This is a genomic window from Pseudonocardia lacus (assembly GCF_018531445.1).
GTDB lineage: Bacteria > Actinomycetota > Actinomycetes > Mycobacteriales > Pseudonocardiaceae > Pseudonocardia > Pseudonocardia lacus.
In genome coordinates, this window is sequence record NZ_JAHDTH010000091.1 from 1 (window position 1) to 19,958 (window position 19,958).

Genomic DNA, 19,958 nt, shown 5'->3' on the forward strand with positions numbered 1-19,958 from the left:
CGCGGCTGCGCCGCAGCCGCGACCGCTCCGGGGCGCGCGCCCACCTCGGGGCCGCGCTGGAGACCTTCGAGCGGCTGGGGGCCACGCCGTGGGCCGAGCGCGCCCGCGCCGAGCTGACCTCCAGCGGCGGCTCCGCCCCGGTGCGCGGCGAGCCGGTCGAGCGGCTGCTCACCGCCCAGGAGCTGCAGGTGGCCCTGGCCGTGCACGCCGGGATGAGCAACGCCGACGCCGCCGCCTCGCTGTTCCTCAGCGTCAAGACGATCGAGTACCACCTGAGCAGCATCTACCGGAAGCTGGGCATCAGGTCGCGCACGCAGCTGGGCCGGTTCATCGAGCCCGCTCCCGCGCCGGCGGGCTGATCGCCCGCGCGGCCGATCGGCAGCCCGGGGCGCAGCGTGGCCACCGGCAGCTCCCAGCCCGCGGCGCCGCAGCCGCCGCCGGCGTCGGAGACGCCGAGGACCTCCAGCCGGGCGCGCAGGTCGCGCAGCGTGCGGGCGCGCGTCGGGCCGATGCTGCCCACCGGCATGCCGATCATCCGCGAGGCCGCGGCGTAGTTGCCCGGCCAGCCGAAGAACAGCACGTCGACCAGGGTCCGCCGGCGCCCGGACAGCGTGTCGACCGCCTCGCGCACCGCACGGCGCATCTCGTCGTGCAGGACGAGCGCCTCGGGCCCCGGCCCGGACTCCACGAGCGTCTCGCCGACCTCGTCGTCGACCCGCTCGCGCCCGGCCGCGGCCAGCAGCGACAGGCACTCCCGGCGGGCGGTCGTCTTCAGCCAACCGCCGAGGCGCTCGGGATCGCGCACGGTGTGCAGCCGTTCCAGCGCGCGCAGCCAGGTGTTCTGCACGGCGTCCGCGGCGTCGGCCTCCTGCAGCCGGAACCCGCCGGCCACGGCGCGGACCATGGAGCCGTACCGGGCCATGATCTCGGTCCAGGCGGCCCGGTCGCCGGCCGCGGCCGCGGCGACCAGGTCGGTGACGGTGCGCTCGCCGGGGGCGGTCCGAGCGGTGGCGGGGGCGGTGCTGGGAGCGGTGGTGGAGGGGGACTCTGGCATCGGTTCTTCCCTCGTCTCGGCGGGTCACCGACGCTAGGGAGGGCCCCGACCCCGGGGATCCGAGGAAACCCCTGCCGACCCCCGGTCAGCCCCGGGAGACCTCCCGCTCCATGCCGCGCAGCCACAGGTCGTGCCCCGCGTGCATCACCCTGCGCAGCAGCGGCGCGGCCAACCACGGCAGCGGCCCGCGCTGGGTCTCCTGCGTGATCACCCGGGTCCCGCCGCCCGACGGCGAGAGCGACCACAGGTGGTGGCCCCGCGCGCCCAGCCCCCGCCAGCTCCACCCGAGCCGGCCGGCCGCCTCGTCGAAGGCGGTGACGGTGCAGGTGATCGGCTGGCCGAACGTCACCCAGCGGAACACCGCACCCGGGCCGAGCCGGCCCTGCGGGCTGCCGGCCACCCGCAGGAACAGCGCGTTGGGGTAGAACGACGACCAGGACCCGGCCGAGACCAGCACCTCCCACGCCCGCCGCGGCGGCCCCGGCACGACCCGTTCGTTGTGCACGAACACCTGCGCGCCCTGCGGTCGCTCCTCCGGCGGCCAGCCCGGCAGCTCGACCGGCGCGGGCCGGTCCCGGTCCCGGTGCAGGTACAGCCGGGCCAGCCGGCGGCCGAAGAAGGCCAGGAAGCCGACGCGGCCCGGGCCGCGCAGGGACGCCAGCAGGCGCAGCACGCCCGGCGCGCTGATCCGCAGCGTCCCGCCGAGCACCGGGGCGTCGTCGAGCCCGCCCGCGCGCAGGACGCGCAGGTCGAGCGTGGTCGTGTCGGCCCACGGCGACGAGCCCGGCCGGCCCGCGACGACCTTGGTGCCCACCACCTGCACCGGGTGGCCGCTGCGGTCGGTGGTGGCCAGCCGGTACTCCATCGTGCTGCCGCGCCCGGGGAGGGACTCCGGCAGCAGCGCGACCGTTCCGTCGACGACGGGACGGGTGCCGCCCAGCAGCGGGCAGTCCACCCGGCCCGCCAACCGCGCGACGTGCCGGTCGTCGGCCAGGAAGGTCGCCAGGTCGTCGATCGACACGTCCAGGCGCAGGGCCATCCGGTCCGCGCCGTCGGCCGCACCCTCCGCGGCGGTGTCGCCGGCCGGTCCGACGACCACCGGCCCGGACATCCGCTCCCGGAACCGCACCGGCCGGGCCGGGCCCGTGCCGGCGGTGGCCGGGTCGTCCGGCGGGGCGGACGCCGACTCGTCGACCTCGACGCCCTGCTCCCGGCACCACCGCCGGGCCGCGGCCACCCCGCTGTCGACGGCGGCGACGAACGCGGAGCGGGTGAAGGTGAACAGGTAGTGCATCGGCACCTCCTGCTGCAGCACCCGCACCCGCACCGGGTGCGGGTACTCGGCCGGACGCCCCTGCGCGTGCGCGGTGTTGCTGCGCGCGATGCGGTCCAGATCGCGGCGCAACCGCCCGTTCGCGCACGCCTCGATGACCTGGAAGTACTGCGCGACCGGCCCGCCGCGCCAGCGGCCCCGGGTGCTGACCGTCCACACCACCCACAGGTCGTCGGCGCCCGCGGCGATCGCCGCGTCCAGGTTGGCGTCGGTGACGAAGACGCCGTCGATGTGGTTGCGCCCGCGGATCGCCACCGCCGGGTACCAGCCGGGCAGCGACGTCGCGGCCACCAGGTGGTCCTCGGTCATCGCCGCCGGCGGGAGCGTGACGAGCTGCTGCTCGTGCACGTCGAACAGGTTGAACCCGGCCGAGCGCCCGCTGGCCCGGATGCGCTCCCAGTCCAGCCCCCAGCCCTCGCGCAGCGTGCGCCTGCGGAACCGCTCCATCGACAGCAGTGACGCGCCCCGCGGCCAGCCGCGCCAGTTCACCGCCAGCCCGTCGCGGACCGGGGCGAAGCGCCGCCAGTTGTCGGCGATCCGGCGCCCGGACATCCCCTGGCACCACATGGCCAGGTTGTAGACCCCGCCACTGGCCCCGTCGGCGTGGCAGAACTCCAGCGGCCGCCCGTCCGAGCGGGCCTCGTCCAGCCACACCTGCAGCACGCCCGCCTGGAACGCGACCTTGAGCCCGCCCCCGGCCATCACCAGCGCCCGCCGGGGGCCGCCCGGCCCCGGGTCCGGGGCCAGCACGCCGCCCGGCTCCGTGCCCTCGAACATGCTGCTCTTTCCCGCCACCTCAGTCCTCCACGATCTTGGTCGCGAAGCGCTCGGCCAGCGCCGCGATGGTCAACGAGGGGTTCGCCCCGATCGGCCCCGGCACGACGGAGCCGTCGGCCACGTAGAGCCCGGGGTGGCCGAACACCCGGCCGAAGGGGTCGACGACGCCCTCCTCGACGGTGCGCCCCATCGGCGCCCCGCCCAGCGGGTGCGCGGTGATGCCGCGCGAGAGCCAGTCCGACGGGCCGCGGCGCAACCGCCACCGGCCCGCCCGGGCCAGCCGGTCGACCGTGCGCCACACCCGCCGCAGGTACCTGCGGGCGTCGAGTTGGGGCCAGTCCATCTCCAGGCGACGGCGGCGGTCCAGCCGCATCGATCCGACGCTGGTCGTGTCCATGCCCATGACCAGCACCGGCATCGTGCTGCGCGCCTTCTCGGCGGCCTCCAGCACCTCGGCGACCTCGTCGCTGACATCGGTGTCGGGCCGGCCGACCAGCCGCTTCGCGACGTGGGCCACGACCAGCCGGACGGCGCGCCAGTACACGCGCGGCTCCAGCGCGGTGGCCATCCACGCGGCGAACAGCGGGTGGCCACCGTCCTCCACGAGGTGCCCGTCGGCGTGCGCGATGCGCGTGATGACCGGGCCCTTCGAGGAGTCCACGGTCCGGTCGTCGTCGGCGTCCAGGAAGCCGAGCGCGTCGCCGTTGCCGGAGAACCCGCTGCCCAACCGATCGCTGAGCCGGTCGAGGTTCTCGGGGCAGCTGTTCCGCAGCAGCAGCCAGGTCGTGCCCAGCGCGCCCGCGGCCAGCACGACCTTGCGGGCCCGCTCCGTGCGACAGGTGCGGTCACCGGTGACCGGGTCGTGGTGGAAGTACCCGACCTCGTACTCGATCCGCTCGCCCCGCTCGACCGGGGTGATGCGCCGGACGTCGGACAGGTCCCGCACGGTCGCCGGCACGCGCAGCTGCGGCGACGTCGCCGCCGAGAGGTAGGTCAGGTCGAGGGTGTTCTTGGCGCCCTCGTTGCAACCCAGGTCGCACTCACCGCACAGCCGGCAGGTGCGGCGCCGCACACCGTGCACGTTGCCGCCGTCGTCGATGTCGTCGCCGAGCGGGCGGTCCGGCGCGGAGAAGCTGACCGCCAGCGGCGCCGGCTCGACCCGCAGTCCCGCGCCGCAGGCCGCATCGTCGAAGCGGCCGATCTTCGGGACGCGCTCATCGAGGTGGGCGGGGAACTGCTGGACGCCGAGCATCTTCTCCGCCGCCCGGTAGTGCTCGTCGAGCTCGGCGTAGTCGAGCGGCCAGAGATCGCGCTGCTGGCAGAACCACTCCGCCGGCATCCGCATCGCCACGTTGGCGTAGATCAGCGAACCGCCGCCGACCCCACTGGCCACCACCGCGTCCATCCAGCGGAACGACCACAGCTGGAACAACCCGTAGCGCTCGGACTTCGGGTTCCACAGGTTGTCCGCCATCTGCAGCGGGGTGCGCGGGAACTCGCCGGGCCGGTACCACTTCCCGCGCTCCAGCACGAGGACCCGCTTGCCGCACTGGGCGGCGCGGCAGGCCACCACCGACCCGCCGAAGCCGGACCCGACCACCAGGACGTCCCAGACGCCGCTCTCGTGGCGCTCCTCCGCCATCGCCGCTCCCCTCCTCGGCGCGGGGTCCGCCGGCCGGGGGGCTCGGGGGCGGGCGTCCGCGTCCTGCGGGAGGAGGAATGCGCGATGGGCCGGCTGGATACGTCGGCGGCGGGAGATCCCCCGTCAGGCGCGGACGGCCGCGCCGGAGGGGTCGTGCAGCGGGGTGGCGGCCACGGCGGCGCCCACCCACCTGCCGTCGACCTGCACCTCGGCCCGGTCGCCCTCGGCCGCGGCGACGGGCAGGTACGCGTAGGCGATCGAGCGCTGCACGGTGTAGCCGTAGCCGCCGGAGGTGATCTGGCCGACGAAGTCGTCGACGCGGTCGAGCCGCACCGGCTCGCCGCCCAGGGCCACCGAGCGGGGCTCGTCGAGCACGAGGCACTGCAGGGTCCGCTCGACGCCGCGGTCGCGGGCGGCCAGCAGCGCCTTCGCCCCGATGTAGTCGCCGCCCGCGCTGTCGGGGCGGCGCACCGCGAACGACAGCCCGGCCTCGTCCGGGGTGGTCTCCGGGCCGATGTCCGAGCCCCAGACCCGGTAGCCCTTCTCCAGTCGCAGGCTCTCCAGCGCCCGGTAGCCGCAGGGCTGGGCACCGGTGCCGGCCAGCGCGCGCCACAGCGCCATGCCGTACTCGGCCGAGCAGTACAGCTCCCAGCCCAGCTCGCCGGCGAACCCGACGCGCAACGCCCGCACCGGGACGTCCGCGACCGTGGTCTCGCGCATCGTCAGGTAGCCGAAGTCGGCGTCGGCCAGCGAGGTCGGGGTCAGCGGGGCGAGCAGGTCGCGCGCCCGCGGGCCCCACAGCGCGAAGCACGCCCAGCCGCCGGTGACCTCGGCGATCCGCACCGACGAGCCGAGCAGCCGGGCATGGCGGCGCAGCCACCCCAGGTCGTGCCCGCTCAGCGCGGTACCGGTGACCAGCAGGAACTCCTGCGCGGCGAGGCGGGTGAGGGTCACGTCCATCTCGATGCCGGCCCGCTCGTTGAGGGCCTGCGTGTAGGTGACCGCGCCCGGGGCCCGGTCGACCCGCCCGGCGAACACCTGCCGGCAGAAGGCCGCGGCGTCCGGCCCGGTGATCTCGATCTTGGAGAACGAGCTCTCGTCGAAGATCCCGGCGCTCGACCGGACCGCGAGGTGCTCGGTCTGCACGCACGGCGACCAGTGGTGCCCGGCCCAGCCGTGCGGGCGCAGTTCCTCCGACCCCGCGACCGAGTAGTGGTTGACCCGCTCCCAGCCGGCCTTCTCGCCGAAGACCGCGCCGTGGGCGGCGTGCCAGGCGTGCGCGGGCGAGAGCCGCAGCGGCCGCCCGGCCGTGCGCTCCGCGGCCGGGTAGGAGATGTCGTAGTAGCTCTCGTAGTTCTCCGCGGTACGGGCCAGGGTGTAGCCCGGGGAGCGGTAGTGGCGGCCGAACCGGCGCACGTCCATGTGCCACAGGTCCATCCCCGGGTCGCCGTCGAGGATCCAGGCCGCCATCACCTGCCCGATGCCGCCTGCCCCGGCGATGCCGTGCGCGCAGAAGCCCGCGGCCACGAAGAACCCGGCGACCTCGGTCTCGCCGAGGCAGAACTCGTTGTCCGGGGTGAACGCCTCCGGGCCGTTGATCATCGAGGCCAGCCCGGTGTCGGCCAGCACCGGCACCCGCACCTGCGCGTTGGTCATGATCTCGTCGAAGCGGTCGAGGTCGGGGCTGAGCAGGCGGCCGTTGAAGTCGGCGGGCACCGCGTCGTAGGAGGTGCGGGTGGCGGTGAACGCCTCGCTGCGGCGCTCGTAGCCGCCCATCACCAGGCCGTCGATCTCCTGGCGGTAGTAGACGAGCAGGTCGGGGTCGCGCAGCGAGGGCAGCGTGCGGCGGCCGCCGACCTCGTCCCACGGCAGCGCCGCGGTGACCGCGTACTGGTGCGACATCGGCACCACCGGCACCCGCACGTCGACCATGCGGGCGATCTCCGCGGCGAACATGCCGCCGCAGTCGACCACCACCTCGCACTCGACGTCGCCGCGGTCGGTGCGCACGCCCGTGACGATCCGGTGGCCCCCGCGCTCCTGGACGTCGATGCCCAGGACGCGGGTGTGCTGGGCGATCGTCGCGCCGCCCGCCCTGGCCGTCGCGGCCATCGCCTGGCACAGCCGCGCCGGGTCGACCTGGCCGTCGGTGGGCGTGTACGCCGCGCCCAGCACGCCGTCGGTGGACATGAACGGGAAGAGCGCCTTCGCCTCGTCGGCCGAGATGAGCTCGAGCGGCAGCCCGGAGCGCGCCGCCCAGCCGGCCTGGCGGCGGATCTCCTCCAGGCGCGCGGGCGAGGAGGCCAGCCGCAGCGAGCCCGACTCGACCCAGCCCGGGGCGTGCTCGGTGGTCTCCAGGCGCCGGTACAGCTCGACCGAGTGGACGTTCATCCGGGTGAGCGCGGGATCGGAGCGCAACTGGCCGACCAGACCGGCCGAATGGAACGTCGACCCGCTCGTCAATTCGCCGCGGTCGAGGAGCAGAACGTCCCTTTCGCCCCGTTCGACCAGATGCGCGGCGACGCTGGTGCCACCGACACCCCCTCCGATGATCACAATCCGGGCACGGTGCGGAAGATCGACCACGCCGGTGACATTACGGTCTGGACCGGTCACAGTGCGAGCCCTAGTATCCCCCGGTGGAGTTGCAGACCGCGTCCGTCGACGCCAATTTGGACGAGTTGCTCGACTCCATTCCGTGCACATCGCGGCACCCCCGAACGGTGGAGGACCTGCCGGGAGGATTGACGAATCGCAATCTGAAGGTGACCAACGCCGACGGGTGCTGCGTCGTGCGCATTCCGGCAGAGGGGCCGGGCCTGCTGGGCATCGACCGCGACCACGAGCACGCGAATTCGGTCGCCGCGGCCGAGGCCGGGGTCGGCGCCCCGGTGCTGCACTACCGGGCCGGCTCGGGGCTGACCGTCGGGTTCCTGCCCGGCACCGCCCTCACCGACGCCGACCTGCACGACCCGGCCGTGCTCGGCCGGGTGGCCGCGGCATGCCGGCAGTTGCACGCCGGACCGCGCTTCGTGAACGACTTCGACATGTTCGCGGTGCAGGCCCGCTACCGCGCGATCGTGGCCGAGCACGGTTTCCGGCTCCCCCCGCGCTACGACGAGTTCGCGCCGCGGGTCGCCCGCATCGCCGAAGCGCTCGGCCCGCGGGTCACCGTGCCCTGCAACAACGACCTGCTCGCCGCCAACCTCCTCGACGACGGCGAGCGCGTGCGGATCATCGACTACGAGTACTCCGGCAACAACGACCCCTGCTTCGAACTGGGCAACATCTGGAGCGAAGCGAACCTCCCGGCCCCGCTGCTCGACGTGCTCGTCACCGCCTACTACGGACGACCGCGCCCCGAGCAGGTCGCCCGCGCCCGGCTGTTCGGACTGATGTCCAAGTACGGCTGGACGCTCTGGGCGGCGATACAGCAGGCCACCAGCCCCATGGACTTCGACTTCTGGTCCTGGGGCATGGAGAAGTACGACCGCGCCGTCGCGGAGTTCGACGGACCCGACCTCGAGCCCCTGCTCGCGGCCGCCCGCACGGGCGGGTGACGCGCCCCGCGCGACCGCCCGCCCGCCAACCGAGCCTCCCCATCGAGACAGGACCCCAACCCATGGCCGAAGACCGCCCCGACGGCAAGGCGAGCGATACCGGTGCCACCGCGAGCACGAGCACCCCGAGCGTGACCGGCGCCTCCGCGACCGACACCACCACGGCCGACACCACGACGGCCGACACCACCGCGGCCGCGCCGGCCTCCCCGTCTCACGACAGCGACGAGGCGATCCTGCACCGGCTGGGCTACGCCCAGGTGCTCTACCGGGAGATGGGCGGGTTCTCCAACTTCGCCATCTCCTTCACGATCATCTCGATCCTGGCCGGCTGCCTGACCTCCTACTACATCGCCTTCAACAACGGCGGCCCGGTCGCGATCACCTGGGGCTGGCTGCTGGTCGGCGTGTTCTGCGTGCTGGTGGCCATGGCGATGGGCGAGATCGCCTCGGCCATGCCCACCGCCGGCGCGCTGTACTTCTGGGCGTCCAAGCTGGGCGGACCGGCCTGGGGCTGGTTCACCGGCTGGTTCAACCTGGTCGGCCAGATCGCGGTGACCGCGGCCATCGACTACGGCGCGGCGATCTTCACCACCGCGCTGCTCAACCTGTGGTTCCCCGACCTGATCGGCACCGACACCGGGGCCATCTTCATCACCTACACGGTGATCATGGCGCTGCACCTGACGGTCAACCTGCTCAACGTCAACCTGTTGGCCCGGCTGAACACCTTCTCCGCCTGGTGGCACATGGTCGGCGTGGTCGTCATCGTCGGCGTGCTGATCGTCATCCCGGAGAACCACCAGTCGGCGTCCTTCGTGTTCACCGAGACGATCAACAACTCCGGGTTCTCGGACAACTCGTTCTGGTTCGTCTTCGGCATCGGGCTGCTGATGGCCCAGTACACGATCACCGGCTTCGACGCCTCGGCGCACATGAGCGAGGAGACCCGCCAGGCCTCCCGCTCGGCCGCGCTGGGCATGGTCATGGCCGTCGTCGTCTCGGTCGTGTTCGGGTTCATCCTGCTGGTCGCGGTGACCTTCGCCGTGCCCGACGTGCAGGGCACCATCGACGCGGCCGGCAACGCCGTGGTCTACATCTGGACCGAGTCGGTCGGTGAGACCTGGGCCGAGTTCCTGCTGCTGATCGCGGTGGTCGCGCAGTTGTTCTGCGGCACCGCGTCGGTCACCTCGGCCTCGCGGATGATGTTCGCGTTCTCCCGCGACCGCGCGGTGCCCGGCTCCTCGCTGTGGCGCAAGGTCTCCCGCAACCGGGTGCCGGTCAACGCGGTCATCGCGATCTGCGTGCTGTCCTGGGCGCTGATGATCCCCACCCTGGCCAACGGCGTGGTCGGCTACCTGGTCGGCACCTCGATCGCGGTCATCGGGCTCTACATCGCGTTCGCGCTGCCGATCATCCTGCGGATCCGGGCCGGCGCCCGGTTCGAGCGCGGCGCGTGGAGCCTGGGCAACCACTACAAGTGGATCTCGCCGATCTCGGTGGTCTGGATCGCGCTGGTCTGCGTGCTGTTCCTGATGCCGATCTCCCCGAACGGCGTGCCCGGGGCCGAGGAGTTCGACTGGGAGGTCGTCAACTACGCCCCGCTGACCGTGGGCGGCGCGCTGATCCTGTTCGGCGGCTGGTACCTGCTCTCGGCCAGGAAGTGGTTCACCGGCCCGATCCGCGAGGCCGGCTCGGAGGCCGAGCTCGAGTCCATCGAGCACCAGCTCGAGGTCGAGGCCGGCAAGTCCTCCTGACCGTCGTTCCCGTTACGTCCGACGGGCCGCCACCCGCACTCCGCGGGCGGCGGCCCGTCGTGGCGATCCGATCTTTCGTGAGAGGCTTCCGGCCATGACCCGCAACGGGCTGCTGACCCTCGACGAGCTGCGCACCCGGGTGCGGGACGGCTCGATCGACACGGTCCTGGTGGCGTTCACCGACATGCAGGGCCGCCTGCAGGGCAAGCGGTGCGCGGCGCAGTACTTCCTCGACCAGGTCGTCGAGAACGCCGCGGAGGCGTGCAACTACCTGCTCGCCGTCGACGTCGAGATGAACACCGTCGCCGGCTACGAGATGTCGAGCTGGGATCGCGGCTACGGCGACTTCGTGCTGCGACCCGACATGGCCACGCTGCGGCTGCTGCCCTGGCACGAGGCCACCGCGCTGGTGATCTGCGACCTGGAGTGGCTCGACGGCGCCCCGGTGCCGGCCTCGCCGCGGCAGATCCTCAAGCGCCAGCTCGACCGGCTCGCCGAGCGCGGCCTGGCCGCCGACGTCGGCACCGAGCTGGAGTTCATGATCTTCGCCGACTCGTTCGACTCCGCGTGGCGCAAGGCCTACCACGACCTGCAGCCGGCCAACCTCTACAACGTCGACTACTCGCTCATGGGCACCGCCCGGGTCGAGCCGCTGCTGCGCCGCATCCGCAACGGGATGGCCGGCGCCGGCATGGTCGTCGAGTCGGCCAAGGGCGAGTGCAACCTCGGCCAGCACGAGATCGCGTTCCGCTACGCCGACGCGCTCACCACCTGCGACAACCACTCGATCTACAAGACCGGGGCCAAGGAGATCGCCGACCAGGCCGGCTCCTCGCTGACGTTCATGTCGAAGTTCGACGAGCGCGAGGGCAACTCCTGCCACATCCACATCTCGCTGCGGGGCACCGGCGGCGAGCACGGCGACGGCAACGCCTTCGTCGGCGACGGCCCGCACCACTTCTCGCCGCTGTTCGAGCACTTCATCGCCGGCCAGCTGGCCTGCCTGCGCGAGCTGACCTACCTCTACGCGCCCAACATCAACTCCTACAAGCGCTTCGCCGAGGGCTCCTTCGCCCCCACCGCGGTCGCCTGGGGCCTGGACAACCGCACCTGCTCGCTGCGGGTGGTCGGGCACGGCGCCGGGCTGCGGGTGGAGAACCGCGTCCCCGGCGGCGACGTCAACCCGTACCTCGCCACCGCCGCGCTCATCGCCGCCGGCCTGCACGGCATCGAGAACGAACTGGCGCTGGAGGAGCCGTTCACGGGCAACGCCTACGAGAGCGGCCGCCCGACCGTGCCGCGCACGCTGCGCGAGGCCGCGGACCTGTTCGGCGCGTCCGAGGTGGCGGCCAAGGCGTTCGGGGCCGACGTCGTCGCGCACTACTCCAACGCCGCCGCCATCGAGCTCACCGCGTTCGACGCGGCGGTGACCGACTGGGAGCGCAGGCGTGGGTTCGAACGGCTCTGACCACACCGGCGCCGCCCCGGGGCGCCGTCCGCTCGTCGGCGTCACCGCCTACGGCGAGCGGGCGGCCTACCTGGTCTGGGACCACGACGCCGTGCTGCTGCCGCGCACCTACCCGGACTCGGTGATCCGCGCCGGCGGCGTCCCGGTGCTGCTGCCGCCGCGCCCGGAGGCCGCCGACGCCGTCGACCGGCTCGACGCCCTCGTGCTCGCCGGCGGCCCGGACATCGACCCCGACCGCTACGGCGCCGAGCGCGACCCGCGCACCGGCCCCGCGCGGGCCGAGCGCGACGCCGCGGAACTGGCAGTGCTGCGCCGCGCGCTGGAGGTCGGCATCCCGGTGCTCGGCGTGTGCCGCGGCATCCAGGTGCTGAACACCGCACTCGGCGGCACGCTGCGCCAGCACCTGCCCGACGTCCTGGGCCACACCGGGCACAACCCGACCCCGGGCGTCTTCGGCACTGTCGACGTCGCGCTGGAGCCCGGCAGCCTGGTGCACGCCGCGCTCGGCGAGCGGGTGAGCGTGCAGTGCCACCACCACCAGGGCGTCGACCGGCTCGGCGACGGGCTCGTGGCGACCGGGTGGGCCGGCGACGGCTCGACCGAGGCGGTCGAGCTGCGCGGGCGGGAGTTCGTCGTCGGGGTGCAGTGGCACCCCGAGCAGGACGCCGTCCCGGGCACGGACCAGGACGACAGGGGGCTGTTCGCCGCGCTCGTGGCGGCGGCCCGGGACAGGGACAGGGAGCACGCGTGAGGCGGTTCGAGGACCGGACAGCGGTGATCACCGGCGGGGGCAGCGGCATCGGGCTGGCCACCGCGCGGCGGCTGGCCGAGGAGGGCGCCCGCGTCGTGGTCGCCGACATCGACCCGGATGCCGGCGAGGCCGCCGCCGCCGAGGTCGACGGGCTGTTCGTGCGCACCGACGTCACCGACGAGGAGCAGGTCACCGCCCTGTTCGAAGCCGCGGCCGAGCGCTACGGCTCGGTGGACGTGGCGTTCAACAACGCCGGCATCTCCCCGCCCGACGACGACTCGATCCTGACCACCGGCCTGGACGCCTGGCGGCGGGTCCAGGAGGTCAACCTGACCTCGGTCTACCTGTGCTGCCGCGCCGCCCTGCCGCACATGCGGCGCGCCGGCAAGGGCGCGATCGTCAACACGGCCTCGTTCGTGGCCGTGATGGGCGCGGCCACCTCGCAGATCTCCTACACCGCGTCCAAGGGCGGGGTGCTGGCGATGTCGCGGGAGCTGGGCGTGCAGTTCGCCCGCGAGGGCATCCGCGTGAACGCGCTGTGCCCCGGCCCGGTGGACACCCCGCTGCTGCAGGAGCTGTTCGCCACCGACCCGGAGCGCGCCCAGCGCCGGCTGGTGCACATCCCGCTGGGCCGCTTCGCCCGGCCGGAGGAGATCGCGGCCACGGTCGCGTTCCTGGCCAGCGACGACGCCAGCTTCATCACCGCATCGACGTTCCTGGTCGACGGCGGCATCTCCGGCGCCTACGTCACCCCCCTCTGACCACCCCTCCAGCCACCCCTCCCCACGGCGCGCCGACGACCCCGCCCCCCGCCGCCCCGCCCACCCGGTTCAGGAAAGCCACGATGCTGCCCGCAGAGGGCAGTATCGTGGCTTTCCTGAACCTCGGGGCCCGGCCGCGCACCGGTTCATGGGCCCCCGGTCAACCGTCGAGGCGGCGCAGCATCTCCGGCAGCGGCTGCGCGTGCACGACCGCCAGGCGCTGCGTGGAGCGGGTCAGCGCGACGTAGAGGTCGTTGGCCCCGCGCGGGCTCTCGGCCAGCACCTCCGCCGGCTCGACGAGCAGCACCGCGTCGAACTCCAGGCCCTTGGCCGCGCTGATCGGCAGCACGACCACCGGCGAGGTGAGGTCGACGTCGGGGTCGGCCGGGCCGTCGGGGGTGTCCGGGCCGGGCTCGACCGCGCCGACCAGCCGCACGCGCAGCGCGTCCACCCTGGCCGTCGGCGCGAGCACCGCCGTGCGGCCGTCGCCGATGGCACCGGTCTCCTCGGCCAGCACCTTGGCCACCGCGTCGTCGAGCCTGTCGGGCTCGGCCGCGACCGCCCGCGGGGCCACCCCGACGCTGCGCACCGAGCGCGGCGCCGCCAGCCCTGGTTCGATCGCGGCCAGCACGTCGTCGGCGACGTCGGCGATCTCCGACGGCGTGCGGTAGTTGACCGTGAGCTGCTCCAGGCGCCAGCGTGCGGCCACGAACGGGGACAGCACCTGTCCCCACGACGACGCCCCCGACAGGTCGCCGGTCTGGGCGATGTCGCCGACGATCGTCATCGACCGGGTCGGGCACCGGCGCATGATCAGCCGCCAGGCCATCGGCGAGAGCTCCTGGGCCTCGTCGACGATCACGTGCCCGTAGGTCCACTCGCGGTCGGCGGCGGCCCGCTCGGCGGTGGAGTCGTAGCGGCGCACCCGCTGGCGCTCGGCGAGCCGGTCGGCGTCGACGATGTCGGTGGCCCGCAGCAGCTCGGGGTCGAGGTCCTCCTCCAGGTCGAGCACGTCGAGCACGCCCTGCGCGTAGGCGACCTCCTCGCGCAGCGCCGCGGCCTCGCGGGCGGCCTGCTCGGAGCCGTCGTCGCCGAGCAGCTCGGCGGCCTCGTCCAGCAGCGGGACGTCGGCCGGGCTCCACCGGGCGCCCTCGGGCACGTCGGCGGCGGGCGCCCGGCGGTACAACCGGTCGCGGTCGGGGGCGGGGATGCGGCGGGCGACCTGGTTGAGCTTGCGGCGGTCGGCGAACAGGTCGGTGAGCAGCTGCTGGGCCGACAGCGTCGGCCACAGGGCGTCCAGCTCGCGGCGCAGCTCCGGGCTCTCGGTCAGCTCCTCGCGGATGTCCTCCAGGTCGCCGCCGTCGAGCAGGCCCCGCCCGCCCAGGCCGCGCGCCACCTGCTGGGCCAGCAGCCGCACCGCCTCGCGCTGGAAGATGCGCTTGGCCTCGTTGTGCGGCTTGCGGGAGCGTCGCGCCCGGCTGCGCGCCTGGTTGGCGATGTCGCGGTCGAGCCGCACCCGCTGCTGCTCCACGACCAGCTCGACCGGTGCGCGCGGGATGCGCTGGCGATCGCGCACGGCGGCGGCGATCACGGCGGCCATCTCGGCGCGGCCCTTGACCTCGCTCACCTCCACCGGCTCCGGGCGCCGCGCGTCCAGGCCGGGGAACAGCTGCCCCACCGTGCCGAGCACGACGGCCGTCTCCCCCAGCGAGGGCAGGACCTGCCCGATGTAGCTCAGGAACGTCGGGTTGGGCCCGACGACCAGCACGCCGCGGCGGGCCAGCCGGTCGCGGTGGGTGTAGAGCAGGTAGGCGGCGCGGTGCAGCGCCACCGCCGTCTTGCCCGTGCCCGGCCCGCCCTGCACCACCAGCACGCCGGAGGGCTTGGACCGGATCACCGCGTCCTGCTCGGACTGGATCGTGGCCACGATGTCGCCCATGCGCCCGGTGCGCCGCGCGGACACCGCGGCCAGCAGCGCGGCCTCGCTGGTCAGCCCCGAGCTGGACGAGGTGGCGGCCGCGTCGTCGAGGTCGAGGACCTCGTCGTCGATCGCGAGCACCTCGCGCCGGCGGGTGCGCAGGTGCCGGCGGCGCCGGATGCCCTCCGGGGACGCGGCGGTGGCCGTGTAGAACGGCCGTGCGGCCGGCGCGCGCCAGTCCATGAGCAGCGGCTCGTACTCGTTGTCCTCGTCGAGCAGCCCGAGCCGGCCGATGTAGCGGCGCTCGCCGTCGTCGGCGTCCAGGCGCCCGAAGGCCAGGCCGTGCTCGGCGGCGCGCAGCGCGGCGAGCCGGTCGGTGTACATGGCCGCGGCGACGTCGCGCTCGGTCAGCGCCTGGGGCGTGCCGACCGTCTCGGCGTGCAGGACCTCGTCGAGCCGCGCGGCCGTCTCGGCCCGGCGCTGGTCGAGGCGCCCGTACAGCATCTCGACGTAGCGCCGCTCGTGCTCGATGCCGTCCCCCTCGTCGGCCCGCGGACCGACCTCGGGATCGTGCGCGCAGGAGGTGCTGTTCGACACCGGCTGATCACCACTTCGTACGGCGGACTGTGCGGCTCTGCGCCGAAACGCAGACCTACGAACCTACCAGCGCGGGTGTTTCCGCCTCCCCGGCCGCGGGTAGCTCCGCGAGTGCCTTCGCCACCTTCGCCGACGCGGGCTCGCCCGAGGCTCCTCGCACCCGGGCGGGGCAGTCGTGGCTGACGCGTCCGGCACATCCGAGTACGGCCACCTGGCCCCGCTGCTCGCGGAGCTCGCCGGGCTGCCGCCGGAGCACCCCGAGCGGCCCGCGCTGCGCGCCAAGCTCGTCACCGGCTACCTGCCGGTCGTGCAGCACATCGCCCGCCGCTTCGGCGGGCGCGGCGAGCCCACCGACGACCTGGAGCAGGCCGGCACGGTCGGGCTGCTCAACGCCGTGGACCGCTTCGAACCCGACCGCGGGGTCGACTTCCTGTCCTACGCGGTGCCCACCATCACCGGCGAGATCCGCCGGCACTTCCGCGACCGGACCTGGTCGATGCGGGTGCCGCGGCGGCTCAAGGACCTGCAGGGCACCATCGCCTCCGCGGTCGGCCCGCTGTCCCAGGAGCTCGGCCGGGCCCCGCGGCCCAGCGAGATCGCCCGCCGGCTCGGGATGCCCGTGGAGGAGGTGCTCGAAGGCCTCGACGCCCAGCAGGCCTACCGCAGCAGCTCCCTCGACGAGCTCGTCGCCGGCGCCGACACGGCGCTGTCGGACACGCTGGGCCGCCCCGACGCCGAGCTGGACCAGGTGGAGTACCGCGAGTCGATCGGCCCGCTGCTCGACGAGCTGCCCGAGCGCGAGCGCACGATCGTGCTGCTGCGCTTCTTCGGCAACCTCACCCAGACCCAGATCGCCGACCGCGTCGGCATCTCCCAGATGCACGTGTCGCGGCTGCTCTCGCAGACCCTGGAGCGGCTGCGCAGGCGGATGGTCGAGGAGGAGCCGGGGTAGCGCTCACCCGGCCGGGCGGGGCCGCGGTTGCGTCACGACCGACCGGGTAGTCGAGGTCCATGACCACCAACGTTCTGCACAGCATCGACGTCCAGGTGCCGGTCAGCACCGCGTACGACCAGTGGACCCAGTTCGAGTCCTTCCCCCGCTTCATGGAGGGGGTCGAGCGCATCGACCAGGTCAGCGACACCAGGACGCACTGGGTCACGAAGATCGCCGGTGTGCAGCGGGAGTTCGACGCCGAGATCACCGAGCAGCACCCCGACGAGCGGGTCGCCTGGACGACCGTCGACGGCATCCACCAGGCCGGCGCGGTGACCTTCCACCGCATCGACGACGACACCACCCGGGTGACCCTGCAGCTCGACCACGACCCCCAGGGGTTCGTCGAGAAGGCGGGCGACGCGCTGGGCATCGTCCAGAACCGCGTCAAGGGCGACCTCAAGCGGTTCAAGGACTACATCGAGAACCGCGGCGCGGCCGAGGGCGGCTGGCGCGAGGACGTCAACCGGCCCCCGCAGACCGGCGAGTTCAACGGGTAGTCGCCTGGTAGCCGCCCGGTAGTTCAGCCGCGAGCCGTCGCCCGGTCCTCGGGCGGCGGCTCGTCCGCGTCGTCGTCGACGGGGTTGTCGGTGTCGCGCTGCTGCTCCTCCGCGATCTGGTGGCGCAGCAGCGGGATCGGCAGCACGAACCACAGCGCGGCCAGCACGAGCCCGACGACGATCGAGGTGGTGATCGCGAAACCCCGGTTCACGGCCACGTCGAGCACCAGCAGCGTTCCCCCGCCCAGGGTGAGCACCAGGGTGGCCAGCCCCGCGGCGAACAGCTTGTGCCCGGTCTGCACGATCTCGGGCTTGAGCCCGCGGCCGTAGGTGACCCGGTGCACGGCCGCGGGCGCGATCAGCAGCCCCGCGGTGAGCAGCGACAGCAGCAGCGTGACGACGTAGGTCCCGCGCTGGAACTCGTCGATGCGGCCGAAGCGCTCGGTGAACGTCATCGACAGCAGGAAGGCGATCAGGATCTGCACGCCGGCCTGCACGACCCGCAGCTCCTGCAGGAGCTCGTTCATGTTGCGGTCGGCGCGCTGCTCGGGGGTCTCGTTCCGGCCGTCGACGAGCTGACCGTCTTGAGCGCCTGTGCCGTCCTTGACATCCGTCGCCCGATTCACCGGCGCAGCGTACCCGTCGGGTGAGACCGGTCTCACCCGGTGGCGCTACGCCGCCCGGGTTGTTCCCGGCCGCCGTTCAGCGCCACCGTTCAGCGGGCGGTCGCCTTCCCCGCGGTCGCGAAGACCTCGACCACGGTGGCGCAGAACGCCGGCAGGTCGTCGGGGTTGCGGCTGGAGACGAGCGCGCCGTCCTGGACGACCTCCCGGTCGACCACCTCGGCCCCGGCGTTGCGCAGGTCGGGGCGCAGGCTCGGGTAGGACGTGAGGGTCCGGCCCTCGACCACGCCGGCGTCGATGAGCGTCCACGGCCCGTGGCAGATCACCCCCACCGGCTTGCCCGCCCCGACGATCGCGCGCACGAACCCGCGCACGTCGTCGTCCATGCGCAGGCGGTCCGCGTTGACCGTGCCGCCGGGCATCAGCAGCGCGTCGTAGTCGTCGGGCGAGGCGTCGGCGGCGGTGCGGTCGACGGTGAACTTCTCCGCCGGCTCGATGTCGCTGTTCATGGCCTGGATCTCGCCGTCGGAGAGCGAGACGAGGTCGACCCGGGCTCCTTCGGCGGCGACCGCCTCGCGCGGTCCGGTCAGCTCCACCTGCTCCACCCCGTCGGTCGCCAGGATCGCGATCCGCATGCCGTCCAGCCTGCCGCTCATCGACTTCCCTTCCGTCGTGCGTCACCCTTCCGGGTCCTGCGCACCGGGGTAACCGCTCCCCCGACGGGTATTCGCGACCATGACCGAGTACCGCAAGGGCGACCACGTCACCTGGCGCAGCCACGGCGGCACCGCGGAGGGCGTGGTCGAGGAGAAGATCACCGAGGACACCGAGGCCGCCGGGCGCACCGTGCGGGCCTCGCAGGACGATCCCCAGTACCGCGTGCGCAGCGACAAGAGCGGGCGCGACGCGGTGCACAAGCCCGACGCGCTGGACGAGCAGGGCTGACCGGCCACCGGATCGGCGCCGCGGCCGCGTGACAGGCACGGGCGCGGCGCGGTAGACCCACGTCGGTGGAACTCCTCCTCGCGCTGCTGACCGGCCGCGTCGCCGCGCTCGGCGACGAGCTGGCGTTCCCCGCGCCGGAGGCCGCCCTGCCCGACGGGGTCGTCGCCGTGGGCGGGGACGCCTCGCCGGAGCGCCTGCTGCTGGCCTACTCGCGGGGGATCTTCCCGTGGCCGCACGAGGGGCTGCCGCTGCTGTGGTACAGCCCGGACCCGCGGTTCGTCCTCCCGCTCGACGCCGTGCACGTGGGGCGCACCCTGCGCCGGGCGGTGCGCTCCGGCGCGTACCGGATCACCGCCGACACGGCCTTCGACGAGGTCGTCGCGGCCTGCGCGCTCGCGCCCCGCCCCGACCAGGACGGCACCTGGATCACCGACGAGATCCGGGCCGGCTTCCGCGCCCTGCACCGGCGCGGCCACGCCCACAGCGTGGAGGCCTGGCGCGACGGCGAGCTGGTCGGCGGGCTGTACGGGGTCGCGGTCGGGGGGATGTTCTGCGGCGAGTCGATGTTCGCCCGCCGGCCGGACGCCTCGAAGGTCGCGCTGGTGACGGCGCTGGCGAACCTGCGGCGCTGGGGCTTCACGCTGGTGGACTGCCAGGTGCACACCGAGCACCTGGAGCGCTTCGGGGCGATCGAGTGGCCCCGCGCGGACTTCCTGGAGGCCCTGCGCGACGCCCTCGACGTGCCGGGGGCACCGGGCCCGTGGCGGCTGACCCTGCACGGCGCCGACGCCCTCGCCGAGCTGGAGCGCTGACCTCCGGCGTCTTCGCAGAGTCGCCATGGTCTTCGCAGGGTCTACCGCACCTGCGAAGATCATGGCGCCCCTGCGAAGACGCCCCTCAGGCGTTGACCGGGGTGTCGGCGTGTTCCCGGCAGGTGTCGACCTCCGGGCGGGCCTCCAGGCGCTCGTCGTCGATCGCGGTGCCGCACACCGCGCAGCGGCCGTAGGTGCCGTCGTCGAGGCGCGCCAGCGCGGCCTCGATGCGCTGGCGCTGCGCGCCGACGGTGTCCAGCAGCAGCTCGGCCTCCATGGTGTTCGCAACCTCGGTGCCGTAGTCACCGGGGTGCTGACCGAGGGCGCCCTCCGGGCCGGCGGGGTCGGCGGAGGCCTCCTCGCGGGTCTCGCCTGCGAAGCGCGCGCGCTCCTGGAGCTCGGCGAGCTCGGTGGTGAGCAGCTCACGGGCGTGATCGGGGTTCACGGGGTCCTCCTTGCGGGGTCG

Annotated in this window: 18 protein-coding genes; 10 read left to right on the forward strand and 8 right to left on the reverse strand. The window is 73.8% G+C overall.

Features of this window, described 5'->3' with window-relative positions:
- Nucleotides 1–359: response regulator transcription factor (locus tag KIK08_RS19570; protein WP_214404645.1), on the forward strand; the 359-nt coding region annotated here is incomplete at its 5' end.
- Here KIK08_RS19570 and KIK08_RS19575 read toward each other — a convergent pair.
- The 4 genes from KIK08_RS19575 to KIK08_RS19590 all read right to left on the reverse strand — a co-directional run bounded on the left by KIK08_RS19575 (nt 284) and on the right by KIK08_RS19590 (nt 7,512).
- Complete coding sequence (locus KIK08_RS19575) at nt 284–1,054, reverse strand: RNA polymerase sigma factor (protein ID WP_214404646.1); 771 nt, start codon at nt 1,052–1,054, stop codon at nt 284–286. The two genes, KIK08_RS19570 and KIK08_RS19575, sit on opposite strands and share 76 nt — an antisense overlap.
- Before the next feature lie 85 nt (nt 1,055–1,139).
- Nucleotides 1,140–3,164, reverse strand: a complete 2,025-nt coding sequence (locus KIK08_RS19580) for a patatin-like phospholipase family protein (protein WP_214404647.1) — start codon at nt 3,162–3,164, stop codon at nt 1,140–1,142.
- 19 nt (nt 3,165–3,183) lie between these two features.
- The gene (locus KIK08_RS19585; protein WP_214404648.1) at nt 3,184–4,806 is read right to left on the reverse strand and encodes a GMC oxidoreductase; all 1,623 of its coding nucleotides are present in this window, start codon (nt 4,804–4,806) and stop codon (nt 3,184–3,186) included.
- 123 nt (nt 4,807–4,929) lie between these two features.
- Nucleotides 4,930–7,512 carry a GcvT family protein gene (locus tag KIK08_RS19590; protein ID WP_250557365.1) on the reverse strand — a complete coding sequence of 861 codons (2,583 nt, stop codon included), beginning with the start codon at nt 7,510–7,512 and terminating at the stop codon, nt 4,930–4,932.
- 17 nt (nt 7,513–7,529) lie between these two features.
- Here KIK08_RS19590 and KIK08_RS19595 point away from each other — a divergent pair, with 17 nt between their 5' ends.
- The 5 genes from KIK08_RS19595 (at nt 7,530) to KIK08_RS19615 (ending at nt 13,103) form a co-directional block, all read left to right on the forward strand.
- Entirely contained in the window at nt 7,530–8,366 is an 837-nt protein-coding gene (locus tag KIK08_RS19595; protein ID WP_308257746.1) for a choline kinase family protein, read from the forward strand.
- 62 nt (nt 8,367–8,428) lie between these two features.
- Nucleotides 8,429–10,123 (forward strand): amino acid permease, encoded by a 1,695-nt coding sequence (locus KIK08_RS19600; RefSeq protein WP_214404651.1) that lies wholly within the window; start codon nt 8,429–8,431, stop codon nt 10,121–10,123.
- 94 nt (nt 10,124–10,217) lie between these two features.
- Nucleotides 10,218–11,591 carry a glutamine synthetase family protein gene (locus tag KIK08_RS19605; protein WP_214404652.1) on the forward strand — a complete coding sequence of 458 codons (1,374 nt, stop codon included), beginning with the start codon at nt 10,218–10,220 and terminating at the stop codon, nt 11,589–11,591.
- Nucleotides 11,572–12,342 carry a gamma-glutamyl-gamma-aminobutyrate hydrolase family protein gene (locus KIK08_RS19610; RefSeq protein ID WP_214404653.1) on the forward strand — a complete coding sequence of 257 codons (771 nt, stop codon included), beginning with the start codon at nt 11,572–11,574 and terminating at the stop codon, nt 12,340–12,342. Before KIK08_RS19605 ends, KIK08_RS19610 begins: the two co-directional genes overlap by 20 nt.
- Nucleotides 12,339–13,103: a 3-oxoacyl-ACP reductase gene (locus KIK08_RS19615; protein ID WP_214404654.1), complete on the forward strand. Its 765-nt coding sequence runs from the start codon at nt 12,339–12,341 to the stop codon at nt 13,101–13,103. The genes KIK08_RS19610 and KIK08_RS19615 overlap by 4 nt, the downstream gene beginning before the upstream one ends.
- A gap of 160 nt (nt 13,104–13,263) precedes the next feature.
- Here the strand turns inward: KIK08_RS19615 and KIK08_RS19620 are convergent, their stop codons facing one another.
- Nucleotides 13,264–15,525: a HelD family protein gene (locus KIK08_RS19620; RefSeq protein ID WP_214404670.1), complete on the reverse strand. Its 2,262-nt coding sequence runs from the start codon at nt 15,523–15,525 to the stop codon at nt 13,264–13,266.
- A gap of 268 nt (nt 15,526–15,793) precedes the next feature.
- Here KIK08_RS19620 and KIK08_RS19625 point away from each other — a divergent pair, with 268 nt between their 5' ends.
- Nucleotides 15,794–16,570, forward strand: a complete 777-nt coding sequence (locus KIK08_RS19625; protein ID WP_214404655.1) for a SigB/SigF/SigG family RNA polymerase sigma factor — start codon at nt 15,794–15,796, stop codon at nt 16,568–16,570.
- A gap of 59 nt (nt 16,571–16,629) precedes the next feature.
- The gene (locus KIK08_RS19630) at nt 16,630–17,112 is read left to right on the forward strand and encodes an SRPBCC family protein (protein WP_214404656.1); all 483 of its coding nucleotides are present in this window, start codon (nt 16,630–16,632) and stop codon (nt 17,110–17,112) included.
- 23 nt (nt 17,113–17,135) lie between these two features.
- Here KIK08_RS19630 and KIK08_RS19635 read toward each other — a convergent pair whose 3' ends face one another.
- Both KIK08_RS19635 and KIK08_RS19640 read right to left on the reverse strand, forming a co-directional pair.
- Nucleotides 17,136–17,738, reverse strand: coding sequence for a DUF6328 family protein (locus tag KIK08_RS19635; RefSeq protein WP_214404657.1), 603 nt, complete (start codon nt 17,736–17,738; stop codon nt 17,136–17,138).
- 89 nt (nt 17,739–17,827) lie between these two features.
- A complete protein-coding gene (locus KIK08_RS19640) occupies nt 17,828–18,391 on the reverse strand; it encodes a type 1 glutamine amidotransferase domain-containing protein (protein ID WP_214404658.1) in 564 nt (187 codons plus the stop codon).
- A 79-nt stretch (nt 18,392–18,470) separates the two neighbouring features.
- Between KIK08_RS19640 and KIK08_RS19645 the strand changes: the two genes are divergently transcribed.
- Entirely contained in the window at nt 18,471–18,680 is a 210-nt protein-coding gene (locus KIK08_RS19645; RefSeq protein ID WP_214404659.1) for a hypervirulence associated TUDOR domain-containing protein, read from the forward strand.
- Between the two features lie 65 nt (nt 18,681–18,745).
- Nucleotides 18,746–19,492, forward strand: a complete 747-nt coding sequence (gene aat / locus KIK08_RS19650; protein ID WP_214404660.1) for a leucyl/phenylalanyl-tRNA--protein transferase — start codon at nt 18,746–18,748, stop codon at nt 19,490–19,492.
- Nucleotides 19,493–19,577: 85 nt separating this feature from the next.
- On the opposite strand, the gene KIK08_RS40080 is transcribed toward aat, so the two are convergent.
- Nucleotides 19,578–19,937: a TraR/DksA family transcriptional regulator gene (locus KIK08_RS40080; protein WP_308257745.1), complete on the reverse strand. Its 360-nt coding sequence runs from the start codon at nt 19,935–19,937 to the stop codon at nt 19,578–19,580.
- Nucleotides 19,938–19,958 lie beyond the last annotated feature (21 nt).

Bases quoted from the DNA above. Each gene is read 5' to 3' on its own strand.
- KIK08_RS19580 (WP_214404647.1), bottom strand. From the start codon at position 3,164: ATGTTCGAGGGCACGGAGCCGGGCGGCGTGCTGGCCCCGGACCCGGGG.
- KIK08_RS19645 (WP_214404659.1), top strand. From the start codon at position 18,471: ATGACCGAGTACCGCAAGGGCGACCACGTCACCTGGCGCAGCCACGGC.
- KIK08_RS19575 (WP_214404646.1), bottom strand. From the start codon at position 1,054: ATGCCAGAGTCCCCCTCCACCACCGCTCCCAGCACCGCCCCCGCCACC.
- KIK08_RS19640 (WP_214404658.1), bottom strand. From the start codon at position 18,391: ATGAGCGGCAGGCTGGACGGCATGCGGATCGCGATCCTGGCGACCGAC.
- KIK08_RS19620 (WP_214404670.1), bottom strand. From the start codon at position 15,525: ATGCTGTACGGGCGCCTCGACCAGCGCCGGGCCGAGACGGCCGCGCGG.
- KIK08_RS19600 (WP_214404651.1), top strand. From the start codon at position 8,429: ATGGCCGAAGACCGCCCCGACGGCAAGGCGAGCGATACCGGTGCCACC.
- KIK08_RS19605 (WP_214404652.1), top strand. From the start codon at position 10,218: ATGACCCGCAACGGGCTGCTGACCCTCGACGAGCTGCGCACCCGGGTG.
- KIK08_RS19630 (WP_214404656.1), top strand. From the start codon at position 16,630: ATGACCACCAACGTTCTGCACAGCATCGACGTCCAGGTGCCGGTCAGC.
- KIK08_RS19585 (WP_214404648.1), bottom strand. From the start codon at position 4,806: ATGGCGGAGGAGCGCCACGAGAGCGGCGTCTGGGACGTCCTGGTGGTC.
- KIK08_RS19590 (WP_250557365.1), bottom strand. From the start codon at position 7,512: ATGTGCACGGAATGGAGTCGAGCAACTCGTCCAAATTGGCGTCGACGG.